This window comes from Streptomyces tirandamycinicus (genome assembly GCF_003097515.1).
Lineage (GTDB): Bacteria > Actinomycetota > Actinomycetes > Streptomycetales > Streptomycetaceae > Streptomyces > Streptomyces tirandamycinicus.
Genome location: NZ_CP029188.1, coordinates 6341665 through 6364670 on the forward strand (window position 1 = coordinate 6341665; position 23006 = coordinate 6364670).

A 23006-nucleotide genomic window follows, 5' to 3' on the forward strand; every position below is an offset into this window, starting at 1 on the left:
TCTGTCGGCCCTATCGGATGTTGCGCTGTATGTCGCACCGATGGCGCGGATCCACCGGGGACTACCCGCCACCCCTTAGCGTGTGACGATGCGTCACACGAAGCAGCGAACCGGAACCGCCTGGACGAGAACGCAGGTGCTGACCATCGTGGCGACCGGGCTCGGTCTCTTCATGGTCTTCCTCGACGCCCTGATCGCCAACGTGGCCCTGCCGGACATCCAGCGGGACTTCGGCGTCGGCGAGTCGGGGCTGCAGTGGGTGGTCGCCGCGTACTCCATCGGCATGGCGGTGTTCATCATGGCCGGGGCGACCGCGGCCGACCGGTTCGGGCGCAGGCGCCTGTACGTCGCGGGCGTGTCGGTGTTCACCCTCGCCTCCGCCGCCGCGGGCCTGGCGCCCGGGCTCCTCCCCATGGCGGTCGCCCGCGCCGTGCAGGGCATCGGGGCGGCGACGGTGACCGTGACGTCGCTGGCGCTGGTGAGCGCCGCGTTCCCCGACGACGACGAGCGGGCGAAGGCCATCGGACTGTGGACCGGTGTGGCGAGTGTGGCGACCGCCCTGGGTCCCACGGTCGGGGGTGTGCTGACCGAGAGCATCAGCTGGCGGGCCGTGTTCATGGTCAATGTGCCCGTCGGTGCGCTGGTCCTGGTGCTGACCCTCCGTCATGTCGCCGAGTCGCGGCAGGAGACCGCTCGGGGCTTCGACTGGCCAGGCCAGGCGTTGTTCGTCGTCGCCGTCGGATCCCTGGCCTACGGGCTGATCCAGGGGCAGAAGGCCGGCTGGACGTCGTCCGGGATCCTGACCCTGCTGGCCGTCGGCGGGGTGGGCCTCGTCGTCTTCGCCCGCTACGAGTACCGGAACCCGCACCCGATGATGGACGTCCGTCTCTTCCGCAACCGCGCGTACGCCGTGGGCATCGCCACGATCTTCTCGGCGTTCTTCAGCGCGTACGGAATGCTGCTGGTGGTCACGCAGTACTTCCAGAACGTCGAGGCGTACTCGCCGGCGTCGGCCGGGCTGCTGATCCTCCCGTTCGCCTTCAACATCATGCTGCTCTCCCCGATCGCCGGCCGGCTGGCCGCGCGGTTCGGGCCACTGCCCGTCGCCAGGAGCGGCCAGCCGCTGCTGGTCGCCGGGCTGACCGTGATCGCCCTGGGGATGCCGGTCTCCGTGGCCGTGGTCGCGGCGGGACTCTTCCTCTGCGGCGCCGGAGTGGCACTCCTCGTCACCCCGGTCACCGCCCTGGCCATGAACGCGGTGCCGGTGGACCGGGCCGGGATGGCCTCCGGCATCATGAGCGCCCAGCGGGCCATCGGCTCCACCTTCGGCTTCGCCGTCCTCGGCAGCATCCTCGCCGTCTGGCTGGGCAGGACGCTCGGCGCCGACCTGCGCCAGGCGGTCCCGGACGCGACGGCCCGCCGGGCGATCGCCGACCGGATCGTCCAGGAGGCCAACCCCTACGCCTACGCGGCCGAGATCGGCCCCGGGAGACCGCTGCCCGGGGCCTCGCCCGAGCAGCAGCACGCCATCGTAAAGGCCGCGACGCGGGACTTCATCCAGGGCTGCCAGATCAGCGTCGGTGTCGCCGCGGCCCTCTGCGCGGTGACCATGGTGCTGCTCTGGACCGTCGCGGGCGGCGGTACGGAGTCCCGCGCGGCACGGTGAAGGCCCGGCACCAAACCGCCGCCCCGCCCGTCCGGGGTCTCGGGTCCCCGGCGCGGCCGCCACGCCCGACGGCGTCGGCGGTTCGGGTTCGCCGGGCCGGCCGGGTCCCACCGCGCGGGCCGGGACGGGCGGGTCCCACCGCGCGGGCCGGGGCGACCCCGCCGAGAGGGCGACGGGCCCGGCCGTGCGGGCCGGCAGAAGCCGCCCGCCGGGGACGGCTCCCGGCGCCCCGTGCTCAGCCGACGGGCGGGCCGTCCGCGAGGACCGGCGGCGGCCTCAGCCCCGGCCAGGCGCTCAGCGCACCGGCCAGCTGCGCCCGCGAACGCACGTCCAGCTTCTGGTAGATGCGGGTCAGCCGGGCCTCGACCGTCTTCACACTGAGATAGAGCCGGGCCGCCGCCTCCTGGTTGCTGGCTCCCTGCCCCACCAGCAGCGCCAGATGCAGCTCCGCCTCCGTCAGCGACGACAGCGCGCCGTCGCGGGAGGGCGCGGGCTCGGCCGTCCCCGACGGGGTCTCCGACGCCAGCGCCAGCCAGGGCGCCGCGCCCGACCGCTCGAAGACCGTCGCCGCGGCCTGCAGCGCCTGCTGGGCGGCCGAACGCCTGCGACGGCGGCGCTCCACCCGGGCGAGTGCGATCAGCGCCCGCCCGCGCTCCAGCGGCAGCCCCGCGCCGCCGAACCGGTCGGCGGTGTCCGCCAGCAGTACGGCCGCCTCGTCGGACTTCCCGCCCGCCGCCAGGTAGAGCGCGTACACCCGGTCGCAGCCGAGCAGCACCGTCGTACGGCCCAGACGTTCCGCGACCGGGCGGACGCCGGCGAGCACATCGGCGGCCTCCTCGGGGGCGTCGTTGGCGATCAGCGCCTCGGCCAGCTCCTCGTGCCAGCGCAGCATGGACGGGTCCACGGCGGACTGGGCCCGCTCCCCGGCCTGGACCCGGCGCAGGGTCTCCAGGGCGTTGGCCACGTCGCCGGTGACGAGCTGGACGCGGCCGAGCGCGTAGAGGCTGCGGGACAGGAAGACGTGGTCGCCCTCCTCCTCGGACGCCTGGGCGCTGCGGCGGGCGTAGCCGGCGGCGCGGGCGAAGCTGCCGCCCGCCGTCTCGGCGAGGGCCAGCGAGTACCACGCGGGCCCCGGGGAGAGGCCCGCCTCCAGGGTCAGGGCCAGCGACCGTCCGGCGTGGGACAGTGCCACCGCGCACTGTCCCCGGCGCGCCTCGACCTCGGCCGACGTGTTGAACAGCTCGATGGCGTCCTCGACCGTGCCGCGACGCTCGACCAGCGGCAGCAGCGCGTTCAGCTGGTCCCGGGCGTCGCCGAGCCGGTCGTCGAACAGGGCGTGGCGGATCGTCAGTATCCGGGCGGCGTTGCGGACCCCCAGCGGCCGCTCGACCATCTCCAGGGCGTGTGCCTCGGCGAGCACCCGCTCGGCGTCCGGCGAGCCCAGGAAGCGCTCCATGCGCGCCCGGACGGTGAGCGCCCTGGCCGCCGTCTTCGCGTCGCCCACGGAGCAGGCCAGTTCGGCCGAGTCGACGGCGGCCGCCCGCGAGCGCACCGGATCGCCGTCGGCGAGCACGTACTTCACCGCCAGCCGGAGCTGCACGGCGGCGCGCAGCGCGGTGTCGCCCTCGGAGTCCTCCATCGCGTGCACATAGATCTCGTCGAGGTTGGTGAGCCCCTGCCCCGCGGTGTCCAGCACCGCGAGCCGGGCGCGGACCCGGTCGGCGGGGGCGGCGTCCCGGGAGAGGAGATCGGTGGCGGCCCGCACCGCCAGGTCGGCCCGTGCGGCGCGGGCGGCCTCCTCCGCCGCGTCCACGAGCCGGGCGATCCGCTGCCGTCCCTCCCGGCCGGGCGTGGACTCCGCGGCGAGGAGGGCGAGTTCGGCCGCCAGGGCGCTGTTGCCCCGGCGCCGCGCGGATTCGGCCGCCGCGGCCACCTCGGCCGCCAGCAGCTCGTCGGGCACGTCCGTGGCGAGAGCCCGGTGCCGGACCTCCTCCACCGGGTCGTCCACGACCCGGGCGAGGGCGGCGTGCCCCTGGCTGCGCTCGGTCCAGCAGGCGTCGTGGACGAGCGTCGAGGGCAGCACGCCGGCCGTGAAGGCCACGGACCCGTCCTCGGTGAGGGTGACCAGCCCGGCCCGCTCGGCCGTGGCCAGGTCGGTCTCCGCGGTGGGGCGGCCCGCCCGGCGGATCAGCGACGCCGACGGCCGCAGCGCGAGCGCGGCGAGCAGCAGCGTGCCGCGCACCGCGGGGGAGGCCACGCCGAGGAGCTGCCGCGCGAGGTCGCGGGCCCGGCCCGACAGCGACAGCGCTTCGGCGTGGTGCACCGGAGTCCGCGCGTCGGCGAGGGAGCGGCCGATGGCGAGCGCGAGTCGCGGGTTGCCGCCGCTGGCCCGGTGGATGCGGCCGGCCATCCGGGACGGGAGGCGGTGGTGGATGAGGAGTTCGGCGATCTCGTCGGCGTGCAGCGGCGGCACGTTCAGCACATCCGCCTCGGAGGGGACCCACAGCGGTTCGGGGCCTTCGCCCGGGGAACCGGGGCCGTACGCCTCCGCGGCGGGGGTCTCCACGGCGACCACCCGCAGCGCGGACGGGGTCAGATGGAGGGCGAAGCGCAGCAGGTCCGCGCTCTCCGGATCCATCCGCTGCACTCCGTCGACGACGAGCAGGACCGGGCAGCGGGCGGCGAGCGTACGGAGGATGCCGGCGAGGGCCAGTCGCAGGGCGATGCGGTCCCAGCCCCCCTCGGGCACGGGCGCCTCCCGGCACAGCATCGCCACGGCGGCGCGCTGCGGGCCGGGCAGCCCCCGCAGGACGTCCTGTCCCGTGGCCGCCGCGCCGCCGGGGCCGGTGCGCGGTCCGTCGCCGGTCACCGACGTGGCGACGGAGGCCACCAGCGTGGCGGCGGCCGCACCCGGGGTCCCGCGGTCGGTGGGGAGCGTGGCGAGCCACAGCACGTGTTCGCCGCGTGCCTCGGCGCGCGCCGCGATGGCGAGCGCCACCTCGGACTTGCCGACCCCCGCGGGGCCGGTGAGGAGGGCGCGCCCGCCGGTGTGCAGGACCCGGTCGAGGCGGTCGAGGAGCTCGGCCCGGCCGACCGGTACGCGGGGTCCCCCCACGCCGGCGCGCAGGGGCGGGTACGCACCGATGCTCACGTACCCCCACCACCCTCCGGCGCGCGGGCCCCCTGCCCGTTCGAGCAGAGAATACGAATCCCCTCGCCCCCGTCCAGGCCTGGTGTCCGGGATGCGGACAGGCCCCTCCCGGGCCGACGGCGGGGCGCGCCCGTGGAATGTGCCCACGAACGCGCCCCTGACCTGCATGGATACCGGTCGTACCGCTGTCTCAGAAGGTGAGACTCCAGCTGTCGATGTAGCCGGTGTCACCCGCTGCCACGTCGCGGACCTGAAGCCTCCAGGTCCCGTTGGCGACCTCGCTGGAGGCGTCGACGATGTACGTCGCGAGGACGTCGTCGGCGCTGTCCGAGCCGGACGAGGTCTTCAGGTTGCGCACGGTCCCGTCCGGGGCGACCAGGTCGATGACCAGGTCCCCGCGCCAGGTGTGCTTGATGTCCACGTCCACCTTGAGGGCGGCGGGGGCGTTGCCGGTGCGGCCGGTGACCGTGATCGAGGACGACACCGTGGAGTTGTCCGAGATCGTGACGTTCGTTCCGTTGGTGAACGTGGTGCCCGCCGGCGCGGTGACCGCGTCGACCGTCTTCGTCGCGTCGGCGATGCCGGCGCCGCAGCCGCCGGTGCAGGTGCCGGGGAGCGGACGGGCGTTCGCCTTGATCGCCGACTCGATGTCGGCCGGGGTCAGCGACGGCTTGACCGACTCCAGCAGGGCGGCGAGACCGGCGATGTGCGGTGCGGCCATCGAAGTGCCCTGGTAGGGCTTGTAGTTCTCGGCCGACTGGGTGGTGGTGCCCGAGTTCAGCGTGGAGAGGATGCCGTTCTCGGGGGTGGTCACCGTGCCGGGGGTGTCGGTGGCGCGGCGGGTCTCGCCGCCGGGCGCGGCGACGTCGACGATCGAGCCGAAGTTGGAGTAGAAGGAGCGGTTGCCCTCACGGCTCGTGGAGGCGACGTTGATGATGTTGGCGCAGTTGGCCGGGGTGAACCCGGACGCGTTGGCGTTGCTGTTGCCGGCCGCCACGACCACCGTGGAGCCGCGGGAAACGGCGCCGTTGATGGCGTTCTGGTAGACGCTGGGGCAGGTGGAGCTGGCGCCGCCGAGGCTGAGGTTGAGCACCTTCGCCGGGGTCGGGTTGGCCGGGACGCCCGGCACGCTGCCGCCGGAGGCCCAGGTGATGGCGTCGGCGATGTCCGAGGACGAGCCGCCGCACTTGCCGAGCACCCGCACGGGCTGGATCTTCGCGCTGTACGCGATGCCCGCGACGCCCTTGCCGTTGTGCGTGGTGGCGGCGATGGTGCCCGCGACGTGCGTGCCGTGCCACGAGGAGTTGCTCGCCTTGGAGCCGAGACCGCACTCGTTGTCGGTGGCGTTCCAGTCGCCCTCGTCCCTGGCGTTGGAGTCGCGGCCGTTGCCGTCCCGGGCGTCCGCGGAGCTGGAGATGAAGTCGTAGCCGGAGACGACGTTGGCGTCCAGGTCCGAGTGGGCGGCGTGGCCGGTGTCGATGACGGCGACGGTGACACCGCTGCCCGTGGTCTTGTCCCAGGCGCCGGGCACGTTCATGCCGCCGGTGGCCTCGAACAGGTCCCACTGCTTGGTGTAGTCGGTGTCGTTCGGGGTGACCGCCATCGCGTACGCGCGGATGTCCGGTTCCACCGAGGCGACCGAGGGGTCGGCGCGGAAGGCGTCCATGACCTCGGCGAGGTCCTTCTTCGAGGCCTCCCCGCCCAGGTCGACCAGCGCGGCACCGCCGGCGAGGCGGCGCTCGAAGCGCAGGTTCTCCCCGGTCTGGGCGGCCTTGGTCTTGGCGTCCCCGGCCGCGGCGGTGTTCGAACCCGCCTCCGGGGCCTGGGACTTGTAGGTGACGATGACCTTCTCCACGGGGGAGGCGGGCAGCCCGGTCATCGACTGCGAAGCCGGGGCGGGCTTCGGCGAGGGCTCCCCCGGGGCGGCGGCGAACGCCACGGAGGAAGTGGCGGCGGCACCCAGTATCGCGGCGCTCGCGGCCACGACGGATATGAGTCTCCGTCCGGAACCGTTCAAGATGATCCCTTTCAACTGACGGTGCGGAAGCAGAGGGGCGGCGCATGGCGTCCGCGGTCCGCTGTGGGGGTGCGATCCGTGGAGCCCCGGGCCGGGTTCGCCCGTGCGCCGCCTCCTGCATGACGGCCCCTGGTCGAGAGCCGCCACCGGACGTCACCCAGAGTTAACATGCACCTGACATTCAGGTAGGTGGCCGGGATCCGCCGGTGCGGCAGACAGTAGGGAACGCCGAGGTGAACCCGATACGGGGAAAACCCTTGTCGCCCCCTGCACGACCCCCCGTGAGCCGGACCGGGCCGCTCCCCTCACCCGCTGACCTGCGACGACGCTGCAACTCGAGCGTTCACCGGGCCCGGAGGGCAGCGCGGAGGACAATGGAGGCGGGAACCCTCGCCCACAACTCAGGGAGGTCGGCGTGGATGTCCTCGTACTGATCGGGCGCATCCTGTTCGCGCTCTTGTTCCTGTACTCCGCGGTGGGACACCTCACCCAGCACAAGCAGTTGGGCGCCTACGCCGCGTCCAAGGGCGTGCCCGCCGCGGAGGCCGCGACCCTGCTGAGCGGGCTGCTCATGCTCCTCGGCGGCCTGAGCGTCCTGCTCGGCGTCTGGGCGGACCTCGGCGCCCTGCTGATCGCGGCCTTCCTCTTCCCCACGGCGCTGATCATGCACGCCTTCTGGAAGGAGACCGACCCCCAGACGCGCCAGACGGAACAGATCTCGTTCCTGAAGGACACCGCCCTCGGCGGCGCCGCGCTGGTGATGACGGCCTTCTTCGCCCACGCGGGGCACGACCTCGGACTGACCCTCACCGGGCCCCTGCTCTCCATGGGATGAGCCGGGCGCCCTCGTCGTGGCGGCGTCTCCTCGCGCCGGGGGGCCGCTGAGCGTACGGCGGAACCGGACCCCGGCGGGGCGGGATCCGTGGCACCCGGCCCGGGTGCCACGGATCGTCCTCACACCCGGCCGGGGGACGGCCGGCTGCGCCGCACCACGCCGTCCGGCGGCCGGTCCCCCGCAACGGCGGCGGCCCGGTGCGCGGAGCGACGGGCTCAGCGCGCCCGCAGCCGGGGCGCCCGCGCGGCCGCGGAGACCGGCCTCCCGTCCCTCCGCAGGCCGTCCCGCAGCGCCTCCGCCCAGCGGGTCAGCCCGGCGACGTCGATCCCGTACGGCCCACCGGCCCCGTGCGGCCCACCGGCCCCGTACGGCGCGAGGGACTCGGCGCCGCGGGCCAGCAGCGCGGCGCCCCCCGTGGGATTGCCGCGTGCGGCATGCGTCAACCCCACCGCCAGCTGCGCCAGCCCCCGCCACAGCCCGCGCTCCTCGCCGGGCCCGGACTTCCAGGCGTCCTCCAGCACCTCATGGGCGTGGAACGGCATCCCCGCGTCCAGCAGCCGCTGCGCCTCGGCCAGCGTCTCCTCCGGGGAGCGGACCACCCCTTCCGGCTGCCGCTCCACGCCTTCCGCGCCGTACGGCAGCGGCCGGCCCAGCCCGTCCCGCGGACGCGCGCTGCGCGCCCGCCCCTCGTCATCGCGATCCCTCGACGTCCTGCTCACGCCCCGATTGTCACTCCTCACGCACGATCGGGCCCGACCGCGGACCCACGGCACACGGTGAGGGCCGTGTCTCCGAGCAGGGCGCGGATTGAGGTAATGTTCTCTTGCGCGCTCGGCCGGGGCAGGCCCCGGAGGGATCGCGCACCGGGACGTGGCGCAGCTTGGTAGCGCACTTGACTGGGGGTCAAGGGGTCGCAGGTTCAAATCCTGTCGTCCCGACGGTTTTGCGGGCCTTCGAGCCCGGATCCGGGCCCTGCCTCACCGCGGTGAGGCAGGGCCCTCGATCGTCTCCGGGGGCCGACGACCGCCTCCCCGCGTGCCGCTGCCCCGGGCCCGTCGATCACCGGCCGGTCCACGCAACGGCGGCCGGTCCGCAGGCCGCCCCGGGTACGGCCGGGCCCCGCCCCGTATCAGCGCACCATCGCGATCGCCGTGACCACCAGCCCGGATTCGACCAGCCAGCGCCCGTCGAACCCCTTCAGCGGCTGCCCGTCGACGACCGGTCCGTCCACGAGCAGCCGGGCGTGGAACGTGGCGTCGTCGGGGTCGATCGTGAGGACCGCCTCCTCGAAGTCCAGCCATCGCCGGGCCAGCGGGTACCAGGCCTTGTAGACACTCTCCTTGGCGCTGAACAGCAGCCGGTCCCAGCAGACGTCCGGGCGCACCGAGGCGAGCCGGTCCAGCTCCACGCGCTCCTCGGGCAGGGTCACCAGGTCGCGGACTCCCCGGTCGGGCAGGGGCAGATGGGGCTCGGCGTCCAGGCCGATGGTCAGCACGTCGGCGGCGCGTGCCACCGCGGCCGCCCGGTAGCCCCGGCAGTGCGTCATCGCGCCGACCGCGCCGTCCGGCCACTGCGGGGCCCTCGCGGCCCCGGGCAGGATCGGTCCGGGCGCGAAGCCGAGTTCGCCGAGCGCCTCGCGGGCGCACGCCCGTACCGTGCCGAACTCCCGCTGCCTTTCGGGCACGGCGTTCGCCACGGCTGCCCGCTCCTCGGGATACATCTCCGGCACCTTCGGGTCCCCGAACGCCTCACGGACCGCGATCGGCGGGGGAAGCAGCTTGCCGATCACGAGCGCGCTCCGTCCGGTACCAGCGGGAAGACCTCCACGGGACGGCCGGGCGTGCCCTGGCGCCCGCGCCACTCCCGCGGATAGCCGAGGGACACCTCCTGGTGCGGCACGCCCTCCCACCAGATCAGCCGGGGGATGTGCAGATGGCCGTAGACGACGGCGGACGCGCGGAACCGGCGCGGCCAGTCGGCCGTCGCCTCCGTCCCGCACCACAGGGCGAACTCCGGGTGCCACAGGACCCTGGTGGGCTCGCGGACCAGCGGAAAGTGGTTGACCAGCACGGTCGGCAGCTCCGGCGGAAGCTCGGCCAGCCTGGCCTCCGTGATCTCCAGCCGGGCACGGCACCAGGCGTCCCGTGACGCATGGGGATCGGGGTGCAGCATGAACTCGTCCGTGCACACCACACCGGCCTGCTCCGCGATCGTCAGGGCCTCCTCCTTGGAGCGCGCTCCGTCGGGCCGGAAGGAGTAGTCGTACAGCACGAAGAGCGGGGCGATCGCCACCGGCCCGCCGGGGCCGTCCCAGACCGGGAACGGGTCCTCGGGAGTGACGACGCCCAGCTCCCGGCAGAGCTGCACCAGATGCTCGTAGCGCCGCTCGCCGCGCAACCGCACCGGATCGTCGGGGGGCGTCCACAGTTCGTGGTTGCCCGGCGCCCAGATCACCTTGGCGAACCGTCCGGCCAGCAGCTCCAGCGCCCAGCGCACATCGGCGACGTACTCGCCGACGTCCCCGGCGACCAGCAGCCAGTCCCCGTCCGACTCCGGGTGCAGCGCTTCGACGATCTCGCGGTTCTCGGCGTAGCGGACATGCAGGTCGCTGACGGCCACGAGCCGGGGGCCGCCCCGGGCGCCGCTCCCGGCGGGGACCTCCGCCGGTGCCTGCGGACCACCACGGACCTCATAGCTCACGGTGCACTTCCCAGCTCCTCGGTACGACGGCGGTACGACGGCGGTACGACGGCGGTACGACGGTGCAACGACGGCGGGTGCCGGGCCGGTTCCCGGCAGGACGGCGTACACCGGGGGCCGGGCGGCCCGCCCGCGGGCGACCGGCGGACCCGTGCCCGGAGCCAGGATACGCAGATCAGTTCACTCCGAGAGACCACTGCCGTACGGGGCGTACAGGTCGAGCAGCCGCACCCGGGCCGAGTGCAGCCGATGGGCCAGAACCCGCCCGACCCACTGGCCTATCGCCGAGCCGAACGCGGGGTCGGCCTCCATCAGACTGCGGACGGGCACCGCGTCGAACTCCTGGGCGCGCACCGGGGTCATGGCCTCGGCGCCCAACTGCCAGACGTACGGCGGGAAGAGCCAGGACCAGCCCACGAGCTCGCCGAAGCCGAGGTTCTCGATCACGGCGGGACGGCGGCCGGGAACCCGGATGTCCAGCGTGACGGTGCCGGACCGGATGATCCAGAACCGGTCGGCGAGGCGGCCCTCCTCGAAGACGCGGGCTCCTTCGGGGAACTTGACGTCCCTGGCCATCTCCATCAGCCGGCCGCGGTGCTCGGTGGAGAGGGCGGCCGTGATCCGTATCGAAGAGCTGCTCATCGCTAAGCCTCCGTTCGCCTCAAGGCCATCGTGAGCCGTCCGGGCGCCGAACGCACGGCCTGCGGCGGCATGGCGTGACCGCCGCCCGGTCCGGCGAGTCGAGGCGTCCCCGAGCCGGAGGGTCCGTGGTACGGGACGTCCGCCGGGCCGGAGGGTCCGTGGTACGGGACGTCCGCCGTGCCGGAGGGTTCGTCATGGGGGGGAGGGGCGGCCGTGCCATGGCCCGAGCCGCCCCCGCGCACCGGGACGGCACACAGGGACGGCACACAGGGACGGTCGTACCGCGGCCCGGGAACGGGAGCGGCGTGCGGGGCCGGGCCGCCTGGCCACGCGGCTCACCGGGGCCAGTCCTTGGTGATCTCGAAGCTGTGGGACTCGCAGCCGAGGATCCGGCCGTCCTTGTCCGCGAAGGTGCCGGTGACCTGGTAGACGTCCCGGGCCATGTGGCCGATGGGCAGCCGCTCCGGTGGCAGCACGATCTCGTAGGGGCCCCCGCGCCGGTAGTCGCCGAGCAGGATCTCCTGATGGCCGACCGTCACGCCCTGACGCGTCCGCTCGTCGATGAACCGCAGCCCTTCCAGGTCCCGGCCGGTGCCCACGGCGAACTCCAGCCGTACCCGGAACTCCGAGCCCTCCCGCAGCACCAGCGGTGCGGGCGGCGGCCCGGCGCCCCCGTCCTGTGCGGGCGCGAGACGTACGGGCATGTCGGGGCGTCCCTCCACCTGGATCGTCACGCCCAGCAGCTCGAAGTCCGAGGTCACGTTCATCGCATGCGCCAGCTTTCGCCGCTTGTAAGAAGAATCGACCGGTATTTCAGCCTAGCCATCCATTCGCCGGGTAGGCGCCGCATGAGGCCCGGCGTACCGGGGCGCGCCGAGGAGGGCCCGGGCGGCCGAGCCGTCGCGAGCCGCCGGACGCGAGCCCGCCGGGCGGGAGCGAGGCCGAGGAGGCGGTGCGATAGTCGGGGTTGTCGCCGGCGGGGACGGACCCGGAGCGCCGGCAGTGACGGAGAACCGCCAGGAACGGAGAACCGGCAGGGACGGAGAGCGTCGCATGGTGGCAGGACAGGACGGTCGGCCCGGTGGCGGCGACGGCCGGTTCACGGTAACGGTACGGCCGGGTCCCGAACCGGGCACCGTGGTCGTCGAACTCGTCGGTGAGCTCGACCACGACACGGCGGAACCGCTGCGCTCGGCCCTGGAGGACGCGATCGGCGGCGGGGCGCGGCGGATCGTGGTCGACTGCGCCGAGCTGCGGTTCTGCGACTCCACGGGGCTGAACGTGCTGCTGCGGGCACGGCTCGCCGCCCAGGGCGGCGAGGCCCGGGTGGAGCTCGCCGCGCTGCGGCCGCAGGTGGCCCGGATGCTCGCCATCACGGGTGCGGGGGCGGTCTTCCCCCGGTACGCCAGCCTCGGCGAGGCGTTCGCCGGCCCACGGCGGGAGTGACCGTGAGCGCGGCACTTCCCCGGCAGGACCGGACCCGTCGCCTCGGCATCTCGGGGACGAGGGGTGTGGTCGGCCGCTGCCGGGACTTCAGCGCGACGGCCCTCACCGACTGGCAGTGGCTGCCCCCGGGAGGTCTCGCCCGTCCTCCGTCGGACGACCCGTACGCCTGGGACACGAGCACCGACACCGAACCGGACTGGGACGAGGAACGGCGGGCGGTCGCCGAGGACGTCCTGATGGTGGTCTCCGAACTGGTCACCAACGCCTGTCTGCACGCCGGAGGGCCGCTGGAGCTGGTTCTCGACTGCACGCCCGAGCGCCTCCGCATCGAGGTCAGCGACGCCAGCCCGGTAGCACCCCGGCCGCGCCCGCACCCCGACCCCGCGGTGCCCGGCGGGCACGGTCTGGTGGTGCTGGGCCGGCTCGCCCGTGCGTGGGGCTCGGTGCGAAGCGCCTCGGGGAAGACGGTGTGGGCGGAGGTCGCGGCACCCCGTCCGCCGTGAACGGGCACGGGGCGCCGAGCCGGTCTCCCCGTGCGAGAGTCGTTAGTGGGGCCGGGACCGGCGGGCTGCCGCGGGGCCGGGCCCCGGCAGCGGGACGCAGGACGAGCCGGGACCGGCGGGCTGCCGCCGGGCCGGGCCCCTGCCACGGGACGCAGGACGATTCGGCACACGAGGTCGGCCATGGATGAACCCGGACGCACTCGGACCCATACGGGGCGCGAGCACCCGGAGGGGGCCCGGCCACCGGCGGAGCTGAGCGAGGAAGGGCTCAGGACGATCCTGGCCGGGCTCGCCGCGGTGCGCGACGGCGACTTCTCCTCCCGGCTCCCCGAGGAGGCCGGCGGGATCATGGGGGAGATCGCCGCCGTCTACAACGGCATGGCCGACCAGCTGGCGCTGGTCGCCTCCGAGGTCACCCGGGTCGCCAGTGAGGTGGGCGGCGAGGGGCGGCTCGGCGGGCACGCCCGGGTGGAGGGCGTGGGAGGGGTCTGGCAGGAGCTGACCACGGGTGTGAACACCATGGCCGACAACCTCACCTCGCAGGTGCGGTCGATCGCCCAGGTCGCCTCCGCGGTCGCCCGGGGCGACCTGACGCAGAAGATCCGGGTCGACGCGCGGGGGGAGATCCTGGAGCTGAAGGAGACCATCAACACGATGGTCGAGCGGCTGTCGTCGTTCGCCGAGGAGGTCACCCGGGTGGCCCGCGAAGTGGGCACCGAGGGCGATCTGGGCGGTCAGGCCACCGTCCGCGGGGTGTCCGGCACCTGGAAGGACCTCACCGACAACGTCAACTCCATGGCTACCAACCTGACCAACCAGGTACGGAACATCGCGCAGGTCACCACCGCGGTCGCCCGGGGCGACCTCACCCGCCGGATCGACGTGGACGCGCGGGGGGAGATCCTGGAGCTGAAGACGACCATCAACACCATGGTCGACCAGCTGTCGTCGTTCGCCGCCGAGGTCACCCGGGTCGCCCGGGAGGTCGGCAGCGAGGGACGGCTGGGCGGCCAGGCCGAGGTCGAGGGCGTCTCCGGCACCTGGAAGCGGCTCACCGAGAACGTCAACGAACTGGCCGGGAACCTCACCCGCCAGGTCCGCGCCATCGCGGGTGTCACCAGCGCCGTCGCCGAGGGGGATCTGACCCGCTCGATCACGGTGGAGGCGCCGGGCGAGGTCGGAGACCTCAAGGACAACATCAACGCGATGGTGGAGTCGCTGCGCGCCACCACCCGCGCCAACGAGGAGCAGGACTGGCTCAAGACCAATCTGGCCCGGCTCGCCGGACTGACGCAGGGCAGCCGCGACCCCGTCCAGGTCGCCCACGTGATCATGGAGGAGCTGCCACCGCTGGTCTCGGCACAGTACGGGGCGTTCTTCCTGGCGGCACCCGCGGGTGAGGGGCCGGGCGACGGTGACGGCGACGGCCGGGGTGAGGGGGTGGGCGAGGTGGTGGGGGAGGCCGGAACGGAGCTCGTGAGGATCGCCTCCTACGGCGCACCGACCGCGGCGGCGTCCGAGCCGCCGGTACGCTTCCGGCTCGGGGAGTCCCTGGTCGGGCAGGCCGCTCTCAGCCGCCGCACGGTGGCCGTGGACGACCTGCCGCCCGGCTATGTCACGATCTCCTCCGGACTCGGCGCAGCACCGCCGGCGGCGCTGATCGTGCTGCCGATCCTCGTCGAGGACCAGGTGCTCGGTGCCGTGGAACTCGCCTCTGTGCGGCCCTTCTCCGGTCTCCACCGCGACTTCCTCGACCAGTTCGTCGAGTCGGTCGGCGTCGTCGTGAGCTCCCTGATCGCCCATGCCCGCACCGACGAGCTGCTGGAGCAGTCCCAGTTGCTGACCGCCGAACTGCGCGCCCGTTCGCAGGAACTGCAGGTCCGTCAGGAGGAGCTGCAGAGCTCCAACGCGGAACTCGCCGAGAAGGCCGCCCTGCTGGCCGACCGCAACCGCGACATCGAGCGCAAGAACCTGGAGATCGAGCAGGCCCGGCAGGAGCTCGAGGAGCGGGCCAAGCAGCTCTCCCGTACGTCGATGTACAAGTCCGAGTTCCTCGCCAACATGAGCCACGAGCTGCGCACCCCGCTCAACAGCCTGCTGATCCTTGCCCAGTTGCTCGCGCAGAACCCCGAGGGGAACCTGACGGAGAAGCAGGTCGACTACGCGGAGGTCATCCACTCCGCGGGCTCGGACCTGCTGCAGCTGATCAACGACATCCTCGACCTGTCGAAGGTCGAGGCGGGGAAGATGGACATCCACCGGGAGCCGTTCGCGCTGGGGCGGCTGCTGGAGTACGTCGAGATGACCTTCCGGCCCCTGGCGACCGAGCGTGAACTCGGGTTCCGGGTCGTCACCGCGCCCGGGGTGCCCGCGGAGATCACCACGGACGAGCCGCGGCTGCGGCAGGTGCTGCGCAACCTGCTGTCCAACGCGCTGAAGTTCACCGAGCGCGGCGGAGTCGAACTCCGGGTCCAGACGGCGGCCGACGACGAACTTCCCGACCGGCTGCGAGGTGTGCCGGTGGTCGCCTTCCGGGTGCGGGACACCGGCGTCGGAATCGCACCGGAACACCTGGACACCATCTTCGGAGCGTTCCAGCAGGGCGCCCTGGCGACCGGCCGCCGCTACGGCGGCACCGGGCTGGGACTCTCCATCAGCCGGGAGGTCGCCCAGCTCCTCGGCGGGGTGATCGTCGCCGAGAGCCGGCTCGGTGAGGGCAGCGAGTTCACCTTCTACGTGCCCGTCGGCGGCACCCTGCCGCGCGGCCCGGCCTCCGGAGCCCGCGAGGGGCCGCTCGAGCGGGGCGGAGAGGCCCCGGCCGCCGGCGGTGGGTCGCTCGCGGGGCGCGTGGTCCTGATCGTCGACGACGACGTGCGCAATGTGTACGCGATCACCGAGATCCTGGAGGCGGAGGGGGCGCATGTGCTCACGGCGGCCGACGGGCGTTCCGGGATCGAACTGCTCACCGCGCACCGGGAGGTGGACCTCATCGTGATGGACGTGATGATGTCCGGCATGGACGGCCACACCGCCACCGCCGCGATCCGCGGGACGCCCGGCTTCTCCGACGTGCCGATCATCACCGTCACCGCCAAGGCGATGCCGGGGGACCGGGCCCGCAGCCTGGAGTCCGGGGCGAACGACTACCTCACCAAACCCGTCGACGCCCACGACCTGGTCGAGCGCGTACACCACTGGCTCGACCGCGACTGAAGGGGCCGGGGAGGGGGACCGCGACTGACGGCCGGTCGCCGTCAGGACACCCGGACGACCACCAGGCTCGTGTCGTCGTCGGTGTCACCGGTCACCGCGGCCAGCAGCGCGTCCGCCTGCTCGTCCAGGTCGGCGGGTTCGAGCCGCTCCACCGCCCGCCGCAGCCTGTCCAGTCCCTGGTCGATACCGGTGCGCCGGCTCTCCACCAGCCCGTCCGTGTAGAGCATCAGCGTGTCCCCGGGCTCCAGCCGCGTCACCGTCTCCTCGTACGCGACGTCCGGGACCGCGCCCAGCAGGATGCTCCGCGGCGGCTCGAGCAGTTCGGCGGCACCCTCACGCAGCAGCACGGGCGGCAGGTGGCCGGCGCTGGCCCAGCGCAGCGTGTGGTCCGACGGGTCGTACAGGCCGCAGACCGCGGTGGCGGTCGGACGCCCGTGCGTGTGCAGGGTGACCTCGTTGAGCCAGGCCATCAGACGGCCCGGGGTGTGGCCGGTGAACGCCAGTCCGCGCAGGGCGTTGCGCAGCGCCACCATGCCCGTGACCGAGTCGATGCCGTGCCCCGCGATGTCCCCGGTCACCACGAGCACCCGGCCGTCGGGCAGCGGGAGGACGTCGTACCAGTCGCCGCCCACCCGGTACTCCTCGGCGGCCGGCCGGTAGCGGGCCGCGACCTGCAGACCGGGCAGCCGCTGCAGTTCCGGCACCTCCGGGACGATCGCCTGCTGGAGCTGGAGGACGAGCTGCTGCCGCAGCGCGGCCTGGGTCTGCGCGGCGGTCAGCCGGTCGAAGGTGGCGCTCAGCGCGATCTCCGTGTGGTGCTGCGCCGAGACGTCCTGGTACACCCCGGTGATGCCGGTGAGCACACCGCCGGTCAGCAGCGGCTCCGCGGCGATCCGCAGATGTCGCAGCCCGCCGTCCTCCCGGACCGCCCGCACCACGATGTGGCCGCCCTCCCGGCGCTGTGTCAGCTCCGTCAGCAGCTCGTCGAGCTTGCCGGTGTCCTCCCGGTGCAGCTGCGGGGCCAGCCGCCGCAGCGGCACCGGGGAGGTGCCCGGCTCCAGCCCGAAGACGCGGTAGGCCTGCTCGCTCCACCGGGACTCCCCGGTGATCAGGTCGTCCTCGAAGGCGGCCAGGTTCTCCAGCCGGCCGAGCACCCGGCTGAGGGACAGCCCGGGATCGGTGGCGCCGTGCCAGAGCACCAGCGTGCGATCGGGGCCGACCGGGAGCACCCGCACGTCGTGCAGCGGGTCGGGGTCGCCGGCCCGGTGCCGCACGGGCACCCGGGCCGCCCGCTGCGGCGCCGCCGACTCCCGCGCGGCCGCCGCGAGCCGCGCGAGGTCGGCGTGCATGGCGGGGAACACCTGGGCGAGCTGCCGGCCGGCGGGACCGTGCACATGGCGGACCGAGTCCAGCGCGGGCCGGTTGAGGTGCTCGACGTGCAGCGTCCCGCTCTCCGGATCGGCGCGCAGGGCCATGGCCGGATGCGTCAGCAGATCGAGCAGCGGGGTGAGCGCCCCGGGCTCGGCGGTGCCCGGAGGGCCCGCGTCCAGGATTCTCGCCGCCGGTGCGGCCAGACCGGTCAGCGCCCGCCGGACGGGCTCGTCCAGGGCGGCGGGGCCCGGCCAGTCGACGAGGGCGAGCCCCGTCACCACACCGCGCTGGCGCAGCGGCAGGACGGCCCGCGCGGAGTCGGGTGCCGGGCCCGGCAGTGCCTCGGCCGAGACCGTGCCGTCGGGCAGCCACAGGGGCGTTCCCTCGCCGAGCACCCGGTGCAGAGTGCTGCCCCCGGTCGGCGGCACCCAGCGCCAGTGGGACGCCTCCAGCGGGTTCGCCCCGGCCTGGCCGGCCAGCTGCAGGCAGTCCGTCTCGGTACGGCGGAACAGCCACAGCGCCCTGGCTCCCAGCGGCCGCATCCCGCCCTTCAGGAGGGTCGCGGCGATCTCGTCGACCGTGCCGCCCGTCTGCGCCGCGGCCTCGGCGCCGGCCTCGACCAGCCGCGCTCTGCGGTCGGCGGTCCCGGCCTCGTCGTACTCGGGCCGCGCAACGCCGTCGACGGTCCGCGGGCCGGTGTCTGTCCCGGGCGCCGGGCCTGCGGCGGTACCCGGCGTGCCGGTGGCGCCGTTGACGATGTCGGCGGCGAGGTCCTCCGTGCTGACGCCCGTCGTCTCGGCCAGCCGGGCCAGGTGGTCCGCGGCCTCACCCGGGGTGAGGGAGTGCTGTGCGACGAGTACGCCACCGGCCAGGTCGAGCAGATGGCGGCGGGCGGCGTCGCGGCGCAGCGCGGCGAGTTCGGCGGTCAGCTGTGTGACCGCGTCGGCCAGCCGGTCCGGCTCCGGCTCGACCGGCCCCTGCTCGGGCTTGGTCATGGCGTCTCCAGCGTGGCGAACCGGGTTCTACCCGTGCGCGGCGACCCGGGCGCCGGGCCGCCGGGCACCCGGCGGCCCGGCACCGGACGGCCGCCGGGCCCGGAGACGGGCCCGGCGGCCGTCGCCCCGGCGGTCAGGTACCACGAGGCCGGTCCGCCCGCCGGTCCTGCGGGCCCCGGGGGCGGTGCGTCTCCTGCCGCGGACGCGCGGGCGCCCCGGCGCCCTCGGCGTCGCTCTGGCGGCGCAGTTCTTCCGCCCTGCGGTGCAGCCGGGCGCGGTGTTCGGGATCCCTGCAGCGCTCGGCGCCGCGGGTGAGCTCGTCGGCCATGAACCGGAGCTCCTCGGACGTTCTGACCGGTTCGCGTGCTGTAGCCATGGCTCCTCCTTCCGGGCCCGGACGCCTGACGGGGCCGGGCCAGGGGCCATCTGCCAGGCAAACACGGCAGAGCCGCACCCGCATCCTCTTCCGTCACCCGGTGTGACGAAGGTGCGTCCCACCGCGCCCGGCCCGTGCCCGGAGCCCCGTCCGGCCTGCACCCGGTCTGCACCCGGCTTGCATCCCGCCTGTGTCAGGAGCGCACCCGGCCCGTGCCCGGCCCGCGCCCGGAGCGCTCTAGGAGGGCCTGCGCCCGTACGCGGGGGCGTCCGCCGCGGGGCGGTCGCCCCCGCGGCCGCGGGGCCCGTTCCGGGACCGGCCGCGGGGCCCGTTCCGGGACCGGCCGCGGGGCCCGTTCCGGGATAACCGGGAGGAACCCGGGCAGGTGCGGTGTGTGAGGGAAGGGAGCCGAGTCATGACACAGCTGGTGAAGGACGTGATGACGACCGGAGTGCTGACACTCCCGCCCGAGGCGTCGCTCGTCGAGGCAGCCCGGCTGATGCGTGACATGGATGTGGGGGACGTCCTCGTCGCGGACAGCGACCGGCTGCTGGGTGTGCTGACGGACCGGGACATCACGGTGCGGTCGGTGGCCATGGGGCACAACCCGCACTACATGCCGGTCCGCTCCGTGTGCACGCCCGACGTCCTCACGGTCGGCCCGGAAGTGGACGCCGCACAGGCGATGAGGGCCATGAGGGACCACGGGGTGCGCAGGCTCGCGGTGGTGGAGGACGGCCGTCCGGTCGGGGTCGTCAGTCTGGGAGACCTCGCGAGGGCGCGGGAGCCGGGATCCGTCCTCGCCGGCATCAGCGCGGCCCCACCGAACAACGGGGCCTGAGCCGGGGCGTCACAGGTGCCGGTTCGCGTAGTGCTGCTCGATGAGCCGGACGGTGGCCGCGTCGTCGTCGTACCGCCCCTGCTCGAAGTCCGGTGCCTGCCTGATCCGCTCCTTGGCGCAGTCCAGGTGAACCGCCCTGCGCTCGTGGTCGATGCGGGAGACCAGCCCCGCCGGGACCAGCCGTCGGTGGCCGAAGACCCACGGCCCGGTGTCCACGACGAGGTACGCGCGGCCCACGTCCCCGGAGTGCTCGTCGATCTTGCCGATGGATCCGTCGGTTGCCTCGACGCGGTACCCGGCGAGCCGCGCGCCGGGTGCGTGTCCCGAACCCTCCGGGAAACTCCAGATGCCTGCGCCCACGGCGCCGTCCTTTCCTCCGGGGCCGCGCGTGCATCCGGCAGGGGCGGCGCGGCCGGTGGCATTCTCCTCGGCCCGGGCGGGCGCCGGCTCAGGGCTCCGGCCGGCCGTCGTCCGCGAGCAGCGCCGCGCGCAGATCGGCGAGGACGTGGGCCAGCAGCCGGGAGACGTGCATCTGCGAGATGCCGAGCCTCTCGCCGATCTCGGACTGGGTCAGGTCGTCGCCGAACCGCAGCGACAGGATGGTGCGTTCGCGTTCCGGCAGCCGGGCGATCAGCGGTTTGAGGCACTCCAGGCACTCGACGACGTCCAGGGCCGGATCCTCGTCGCCCAGACGGCGGGCGAGGGGGCTCTTGCTCTCGTCGTCCTCGAGCGGCTCGATCGAGCGGGCGACGTAGCCGTTGGCGGCCTGCTGGCCCTCCAGGACCTCCTCCTCGGTGAGTTGGAGGTGGGCCGCCAGTTCCGCCGGAGTGGGCGCGCGGCCCAGGTCCTGCTCCAGGACGTCGTACGCCTTGGCGAGGTCCAGCCGGAGCTCCTGGAGCCGCCGCGGTACGCGCACCGCCCAGCTGGTGTCGCGGAAGAACCGCTTGATCTCGCCGACCACCGTGGGCAGGGCGAAGGAGGTGAACTCGACCTCGCGCTCGACGTCGAAGCGGTTGATCGCCTTGATCAGGCCGACCGTGCCGACCTGGACGATGTCCTCCATGGGCTCGCTGCGGCCCCGGAACCGGGCGGCGGCGTACTTCACCAGGCTGAGGTTGAGTTCCACCAGCGTGTTGCGGACGTACGAGTACTCCGCCGAACCCTCCTCCAACGTACGGAGCCGCCGGAACAGGGCGAGCGAGAGGGCGCGCGCGTCGAGCGCGCTGACGGTCCGGAAATCCGGGATCTCCGGCAGATCGTCGAGCGTCGCCGGGCGGTTCGGCCGTGTGGCACCGACGCCGGATCCGCGGGTGGGGAAGCTGGACATGGGCGTCCTCCGACGGGAGGGGGCCGACGCCACCGGCGGTGACGGGACCGCCGGTCGGGCTCCGCCGGCCTGGTACCCAAATGTACCTTTTTGACGCGTCTGATGTTCGGCGCACCGCAGGTAACCCGGTGCCGTCGGCGTCTGGGGGACCGGGATCCGCCTACGCGCGGTGAGTGTTCGCCGACCGTGGGTGGCCGCGGCGGCGGCGGTCGTGCTTGCGGGCGCGGTCGCGCCCGCGGTGGCGAACGGCGGGGGAACGCGACCCGCCGTCAGGGCAGGTAACGCTCCAGCGCGGCGGCGCCCTTCTCCGCGATCTCCTTGCGGGCGCGGGCCACGTTCTCGGGCGTGCACTCGCGGCCGGACGCCATCACCAGGTCCTCGGGGTCGAAAGGCCGTTCCGAACCGGTGAAGAACTGAGCCGGCCGCTGCCTGCTCTCGGGCTGCTGCTCTCCGGTGTTGTCCTGCTTCATGATCTGCCTCCGGGCTCATCCCGTAGCTGGGGGACTGACTACCAGCATCACGCGGTATCCCGTGCGATGCAGCCCGGCGGGCGAAGGCGGGCGCGAACGCGGCCCGTTGTGAGCGGACGGCTACGCCCCGCGAGGTCGTGGACCGCGACGGCGATGTGGACGCCCGCGGGCCCGGCGAGGGGCCCGCGGCGGCTCGCCGTACCCGGCAAGTCCCATCAGGCGATCGACGCCGAGACGATCGCGGCGACCGCGAGATTGCAGGACGCCGTGACCCAGACAGCCGGATGCGGCTCCGGCTCGACCAGCGTCGCGCCCAGCCTGCCGGGCGTCACCAGGTCCACCACCAGGAACGCCACGGCCATCAGCACCAGCCCCAGCATCCCGAACGCGGCCGTGGACGCCAGTCCCTTGACGAAGTCGTCATACGTCGTCCAGATCGAGGTGAAGACGATTCCGCCGATCCCCAGCAGTGCCGAACTCAGCAGCACCGCCGCGTTGCGGTTGCGCTGCTCCCAGATCAGGCGGCCGAGCCTGCCCGGCGTCAGCACGTCCACCAGGACGATTCCGAGGATCAGCAGCACGATGCCGAGGGCGCCGTAAGCAGTGGTCCGGCCGAGTCCGTTGACTATGTCCGTCATGGGGAAGAGGTCTCCGTCGTCAGGGATGATCGTGGTCGAGGCGCGGCAAAATGTATCGCACGCGCAGCGGACGCCGGCCTCACCGGACACCCCGTCACGCGGATGCCCCGGCCCCTCGACTGCTCTCCCCGCTCGCTCGCTCGACTGCTCGCCCGCCCGCTCGCGCGCGTCCGGCGAGGCGTCCGGCGGTGGGCCTCTGGGCGCGTTGCGGGAGCGGGTGCCGACGGGTTCGGCGCCCGTACGCGAAGCGAACTCCCGGCCCGGCACGGCGCGGTCGGCCCGGCTGGGCGCGGCCGGGGAGACGAGGGAGACGAGGGAGGGGAGGAAGGGGAGGGAGGGAAGACGAGGGCGGGAGGTACGGGCAGGACGTGCGCTGGCGGCGTACCGCGGTCACCGGCGGTTCATCCGCCGCCGTGCCCCGACGAGCACCACCAGCCCGGCGGCGCCCGCTGCCACCGCCGCGCCGGGCCGCCGCAGTACGCCGGACGCGACGCTGCGGGCCCTGCCTGCCGGCCCCGCATCCGGCTTCCGTGCCACCTCCCGGGCCGCCTCCCGTGCCCCGTTTCGCGGCGCGGTCCGCGCGGCGGCCGACCTCGCTCGCGCCCGTCCGGTCGCCCGCAGTGCCTTCTCCCTGGCCTGCGCGGCGACCGCCGAGGCCGTCGCGCCGATCCGGGACTTGGCGTCCGTCCCCGCCGTCGGTACCGCCACGGTGCCACCTGCCTTCGTCCGGGTCCTGGGTGCTCCGGGGCGGTTACCCACACCCGACGGGCCCACACGGGAGCCGCCTCCGGCCGCGACGCCATCCGGCGGGCCGC

The 23006-nt window shown here is 74.0% G+C and carries 19 protein-coding genes and 1 tRNA gene; 7 read left to right on the forward strand and 13 right to left on the reverse strand.

Translation table 11 applies throughout. The features are described from left to right. Nucleotides 1-88: 88 nt before the first annotated feature. Nucleotides 89-1666 (forward strand): DHA2 family efflux MFS transporter permease subunit, encoded by a 1578-nt coding sequence (locus DDW44_RS27605; RefSeq protein WP_206307394.1) that lies wholly within the window; start codon nt 89-91, stop codon nt 1664-1666. 235 nt (nt 1667-1901) lie between these two features. On the opposite strand, the gene DDW44_RS27610 is transcribed toward DDW44_RS27605, so the two are convergent. Together DDW44_RS27610 and DDW44_RS27615 are read right to left on the reverse strand one after the other, a co-directional pair. Beyond that, the gene (locus DDW44_RS27610) at nt 1902-4817 is read right to left on the reverse strand and encodes a helix-turn-helix transcriptional regulator (protein ID WP_108908161.1); all 2916 of its coding nucleotides are present in this window, start codon (nt 4815-4817) and stop codon (nt 1902-1904) included. A gap of 190 nt (nt 4818-5007) precedes the next feature. Continuing rightward, on the reverse strand, nt 5008-6696 hold the full coding sequence (locus DDW44_RS27615; protein WP_108908162.1) for a S8 family peptidase: 1689 nt from the start codon (nt 6694-6696) through the stop codon (nt 5008-5010). A gap of 553 nt (nt 6697-7249) precedes the next feature. On the opposite strand from DDW44_RS27615, the gene DDW44_RS27625 reads away from it, so the two are divergent. Further along, nucleotides 7250-7669, forward strand: coding sequence for a DoxX family membrane protein (locus DDW44_RS27625; RefSeq protein ID WP_018891771.1), 420 nt, complete (start codon nt 7250-7252; stop codon nt 7667-7669). 215 nt (nt 7670-7884) lie between these two features. On the opposite strand, the gene DDW44_RS27630 is transcribed toward DDW44_RS27625, so the two are convergent. Beyond that, nucleotides 7885-8388 (reverse strand): DUF309 domain-containing protein, encoded by a 504-nt coding sequence (locus DDW44_RS27630; RefSeq protein ID WP_027733871.1) that lies wholly within the window; start codon nt 8386-8388, stop codon nt 7885-7887. A gap of 145 nt (nt 8389-8533) precedes the next feature. Here DDW44_RS27630 and DDW44_RS27635 point away from each other — a divergent pair. Further along, nucleotides 8534-8607, forward strand: a tRNA-Pro gene (locus tag DDW44_RS27635). 191 nt (nt 8608-8798) lie between these two features. Here DDW44_RS27635 and DDW44_RS27640 read toward each other — a convergent pair. The 4 genes from DDW44_RS27640 to DDW44_RS27655 form a co-directional block, all read right to left on the reverse strand. Continuing rightward, nucleotides 8799-9458 carry a 4'-phosphopantetheinyl transferase family protein gene (locus DDW44_RS27640; RefSeq protein WP_017947409.1) on the reverse strand — a complete coding sequence of 220 codons (660 nt, stop codon included), beginning with the start codon at nt 9456-9458 and terminating at the stop codon, nt 8799-8801. After that, the gene (locus tag DDW44_RS27645; RefSeq protein ID WP_017947408.1) at nt 9455-10369 is read right to left on the reverse strand and encodes a metallophosphoesterase family protein; all 915 of its coding nucleotides are present in this window, start codon (nt 10367-10369) and stop codon (nt 9455-9457) included. Before DDW44_RS27645 ends, DDW44_RS27640 begins: the two co-directional genes overlap by 4 nt. A gap of 180 nt (nt 10370-10549) precedes the next feature. After that, nucleotides 10550-11011 carry a cyclic nucleotide-binding domain-containing protein gene (locus DDW44_RS27650; RefSeq protein WP_018891768.1) on the reverse strand — a complete coding sequence of 154 codons (462 nt, stop codon included), beginning with the start codon at nt 11009-11011 and terminating at the stop codon, nt 10550-10552. 335 nt (nt 11012-11346) lie between these two features. Then, nucleotides 11347-11778: a rho GDP-dissociation inhibitor gene (locus tag DDW44_RS27655; protein ID WP_018891767.1), complete on the reverse strand. Its 432-nt coding sequence runs from the start codon at nt 11776-11778 to the stop codon at nt 11347-11349. A gap of 286 nt (nt 11779-12064) precedes the next feature. On the opposite strand from DDW44_RS27655, the gene DDW44_RS27660 reads away from it, so the two are divergent. The 3 genes from DDW44_RS27660 to DDW44_RS27670 all read left to right on the forward strand — a co-directional run bounded on the left by DDW44_RS27660 (nt 12065) and on the right by DDW44_RS27670 (nt 16173). Next, complete coding sequence (locus tag DDW44_RS27660; protein WP_108908163.1) at nt 12065-12457, forward strand: STAS domain-containing protein; 393 nt, start codon at nt 12065-12067, stop codon at nt 12455-12457. Between the two features lie 65 nt (nt 12458-12522). Then, nucleotides 12523-12960 (forward strand): ATP-binding protein, encoded by a 438-nt coding sequence (locus DDW44_RS27665; protein ID WP_017947404.1) that lies wholly within the window; start codon nt 12523-12525, stop codon nt 12958-12960. Between the two features lie 180 nt (nt 12961-13140). Further along, nucleotides 13141-16173, forward strand: coding sequence for a HAMP domain-containing protein (locus tag DDW44_RS27670; RefSeq protein WP_108908164.1), 3033 nt, complete (start codon nt 13141-13143; stop codon nt 16171-16173). 41 nt (nt 16174-16214) lie between these two features. On the opposite strand, the gene DDW44_RS27675 is transcribed toward DDW44_RS27670, so the two are convergent. Together DDW44_RS27675 and DDW44_RS27680 are read right to left on the reverse strand one after the other, a co-directional pair. Beyond that, nucleotides 16215-18539: a SpoIIE family protein phosphatase gene (locus tag DDW44_RS27675; protein ID WP_108908165.1), complete on the reverse strand. Its 2325-nt coding sequence runs from the start codon at nt 18537-18539 to the stop codon at nt 16215-16217. Nucleotides 18540-18672: 133 nt separating this feature from the next. Beyond that, nucleotides 18673-18915 carry a DUF6381 family protein gene (locus DDW44_RS27680; protein ID WP_017947401.1) on the reverse strand — a complete coding sequence of 81 codons (243 nt, stop codon included), beginning with the start codon at nt 18913-18915 and terminating at the stop codon, nt 18673-18675. Between the two features lie 415 nt (nt 18916-19330). Here DDW44_RS27680 and DDW44_RS27685 point away from each other — a divergent pair, with 415 nt between their 5' ends. After that, nucleotides 19331-19756 (forward strand): CBS domain-containing protein, encoded by a 426-nt coding sequence (locus DDW44_RS27685; protein ID WP_017947400.1) that lies wholly within the window; start codon nt 19331-19333, stop codon nt 19754-19756. 9 nt (nt 19757-19765) lie between these two features. Here the strand turns inward: DDW44_RS27685 and DDW44_RS27690 are convergent, their stop codons facing one another. The 4 genes from DDW44_RS27690 to DDW44_RS27705 all read right to left on the reverse strand — a co-directional run bounded on the left by DDW44_RS27690 (nt 19766) and on the right by DDW44_RS27705 (nt 22191). Beyond that, nucleotides 19766-20116: a hypothetical protein gene (locus DDW44_RS27690; protein ID WP_018891762.1), complete on the reverse strand. Its 351-nt coding sequence runs from the start codon at nt 20114-20116 to the stop codon at nt 19766-19768. A gap of 88 nt (nt 20117-20204) precedes the next feature. Further along, on the reverse strand, nt 20205-21083 hold the full coding sequence (locus DDW44_RS27695; protein ID WP_108908166.1) for a SigB/SigF/SigG family RNA polymerase sigma factor: 879 nt from the start codon (nt 21081-21083) through the stop codon (nt 20205-20207). 269 nt (nt 21084-21352) lie between these two features. After that, on the reverse strand, nt 21353-21553 hold the full coding sequence (locus DDW44_RS27700) for a hypothetical protein (RefSeq protein WP_018891760.1): 201 nt from the start codon (nt 21551-21553) through the stop codon (nt 21353-21355). Between the two features lie 215 nt (nt 21554-21768). Next, entirely contained in the window at nt 21769-22191 is a 423-nt protein-coding gene (locus tag DDW44_RS27705; RefSeq protein WP_108908167.1) for a DUF350 domain-containing protein, read from the reverse strand. Nucleotides 22192-23006 lie beyond the last annotated feature (815 nt).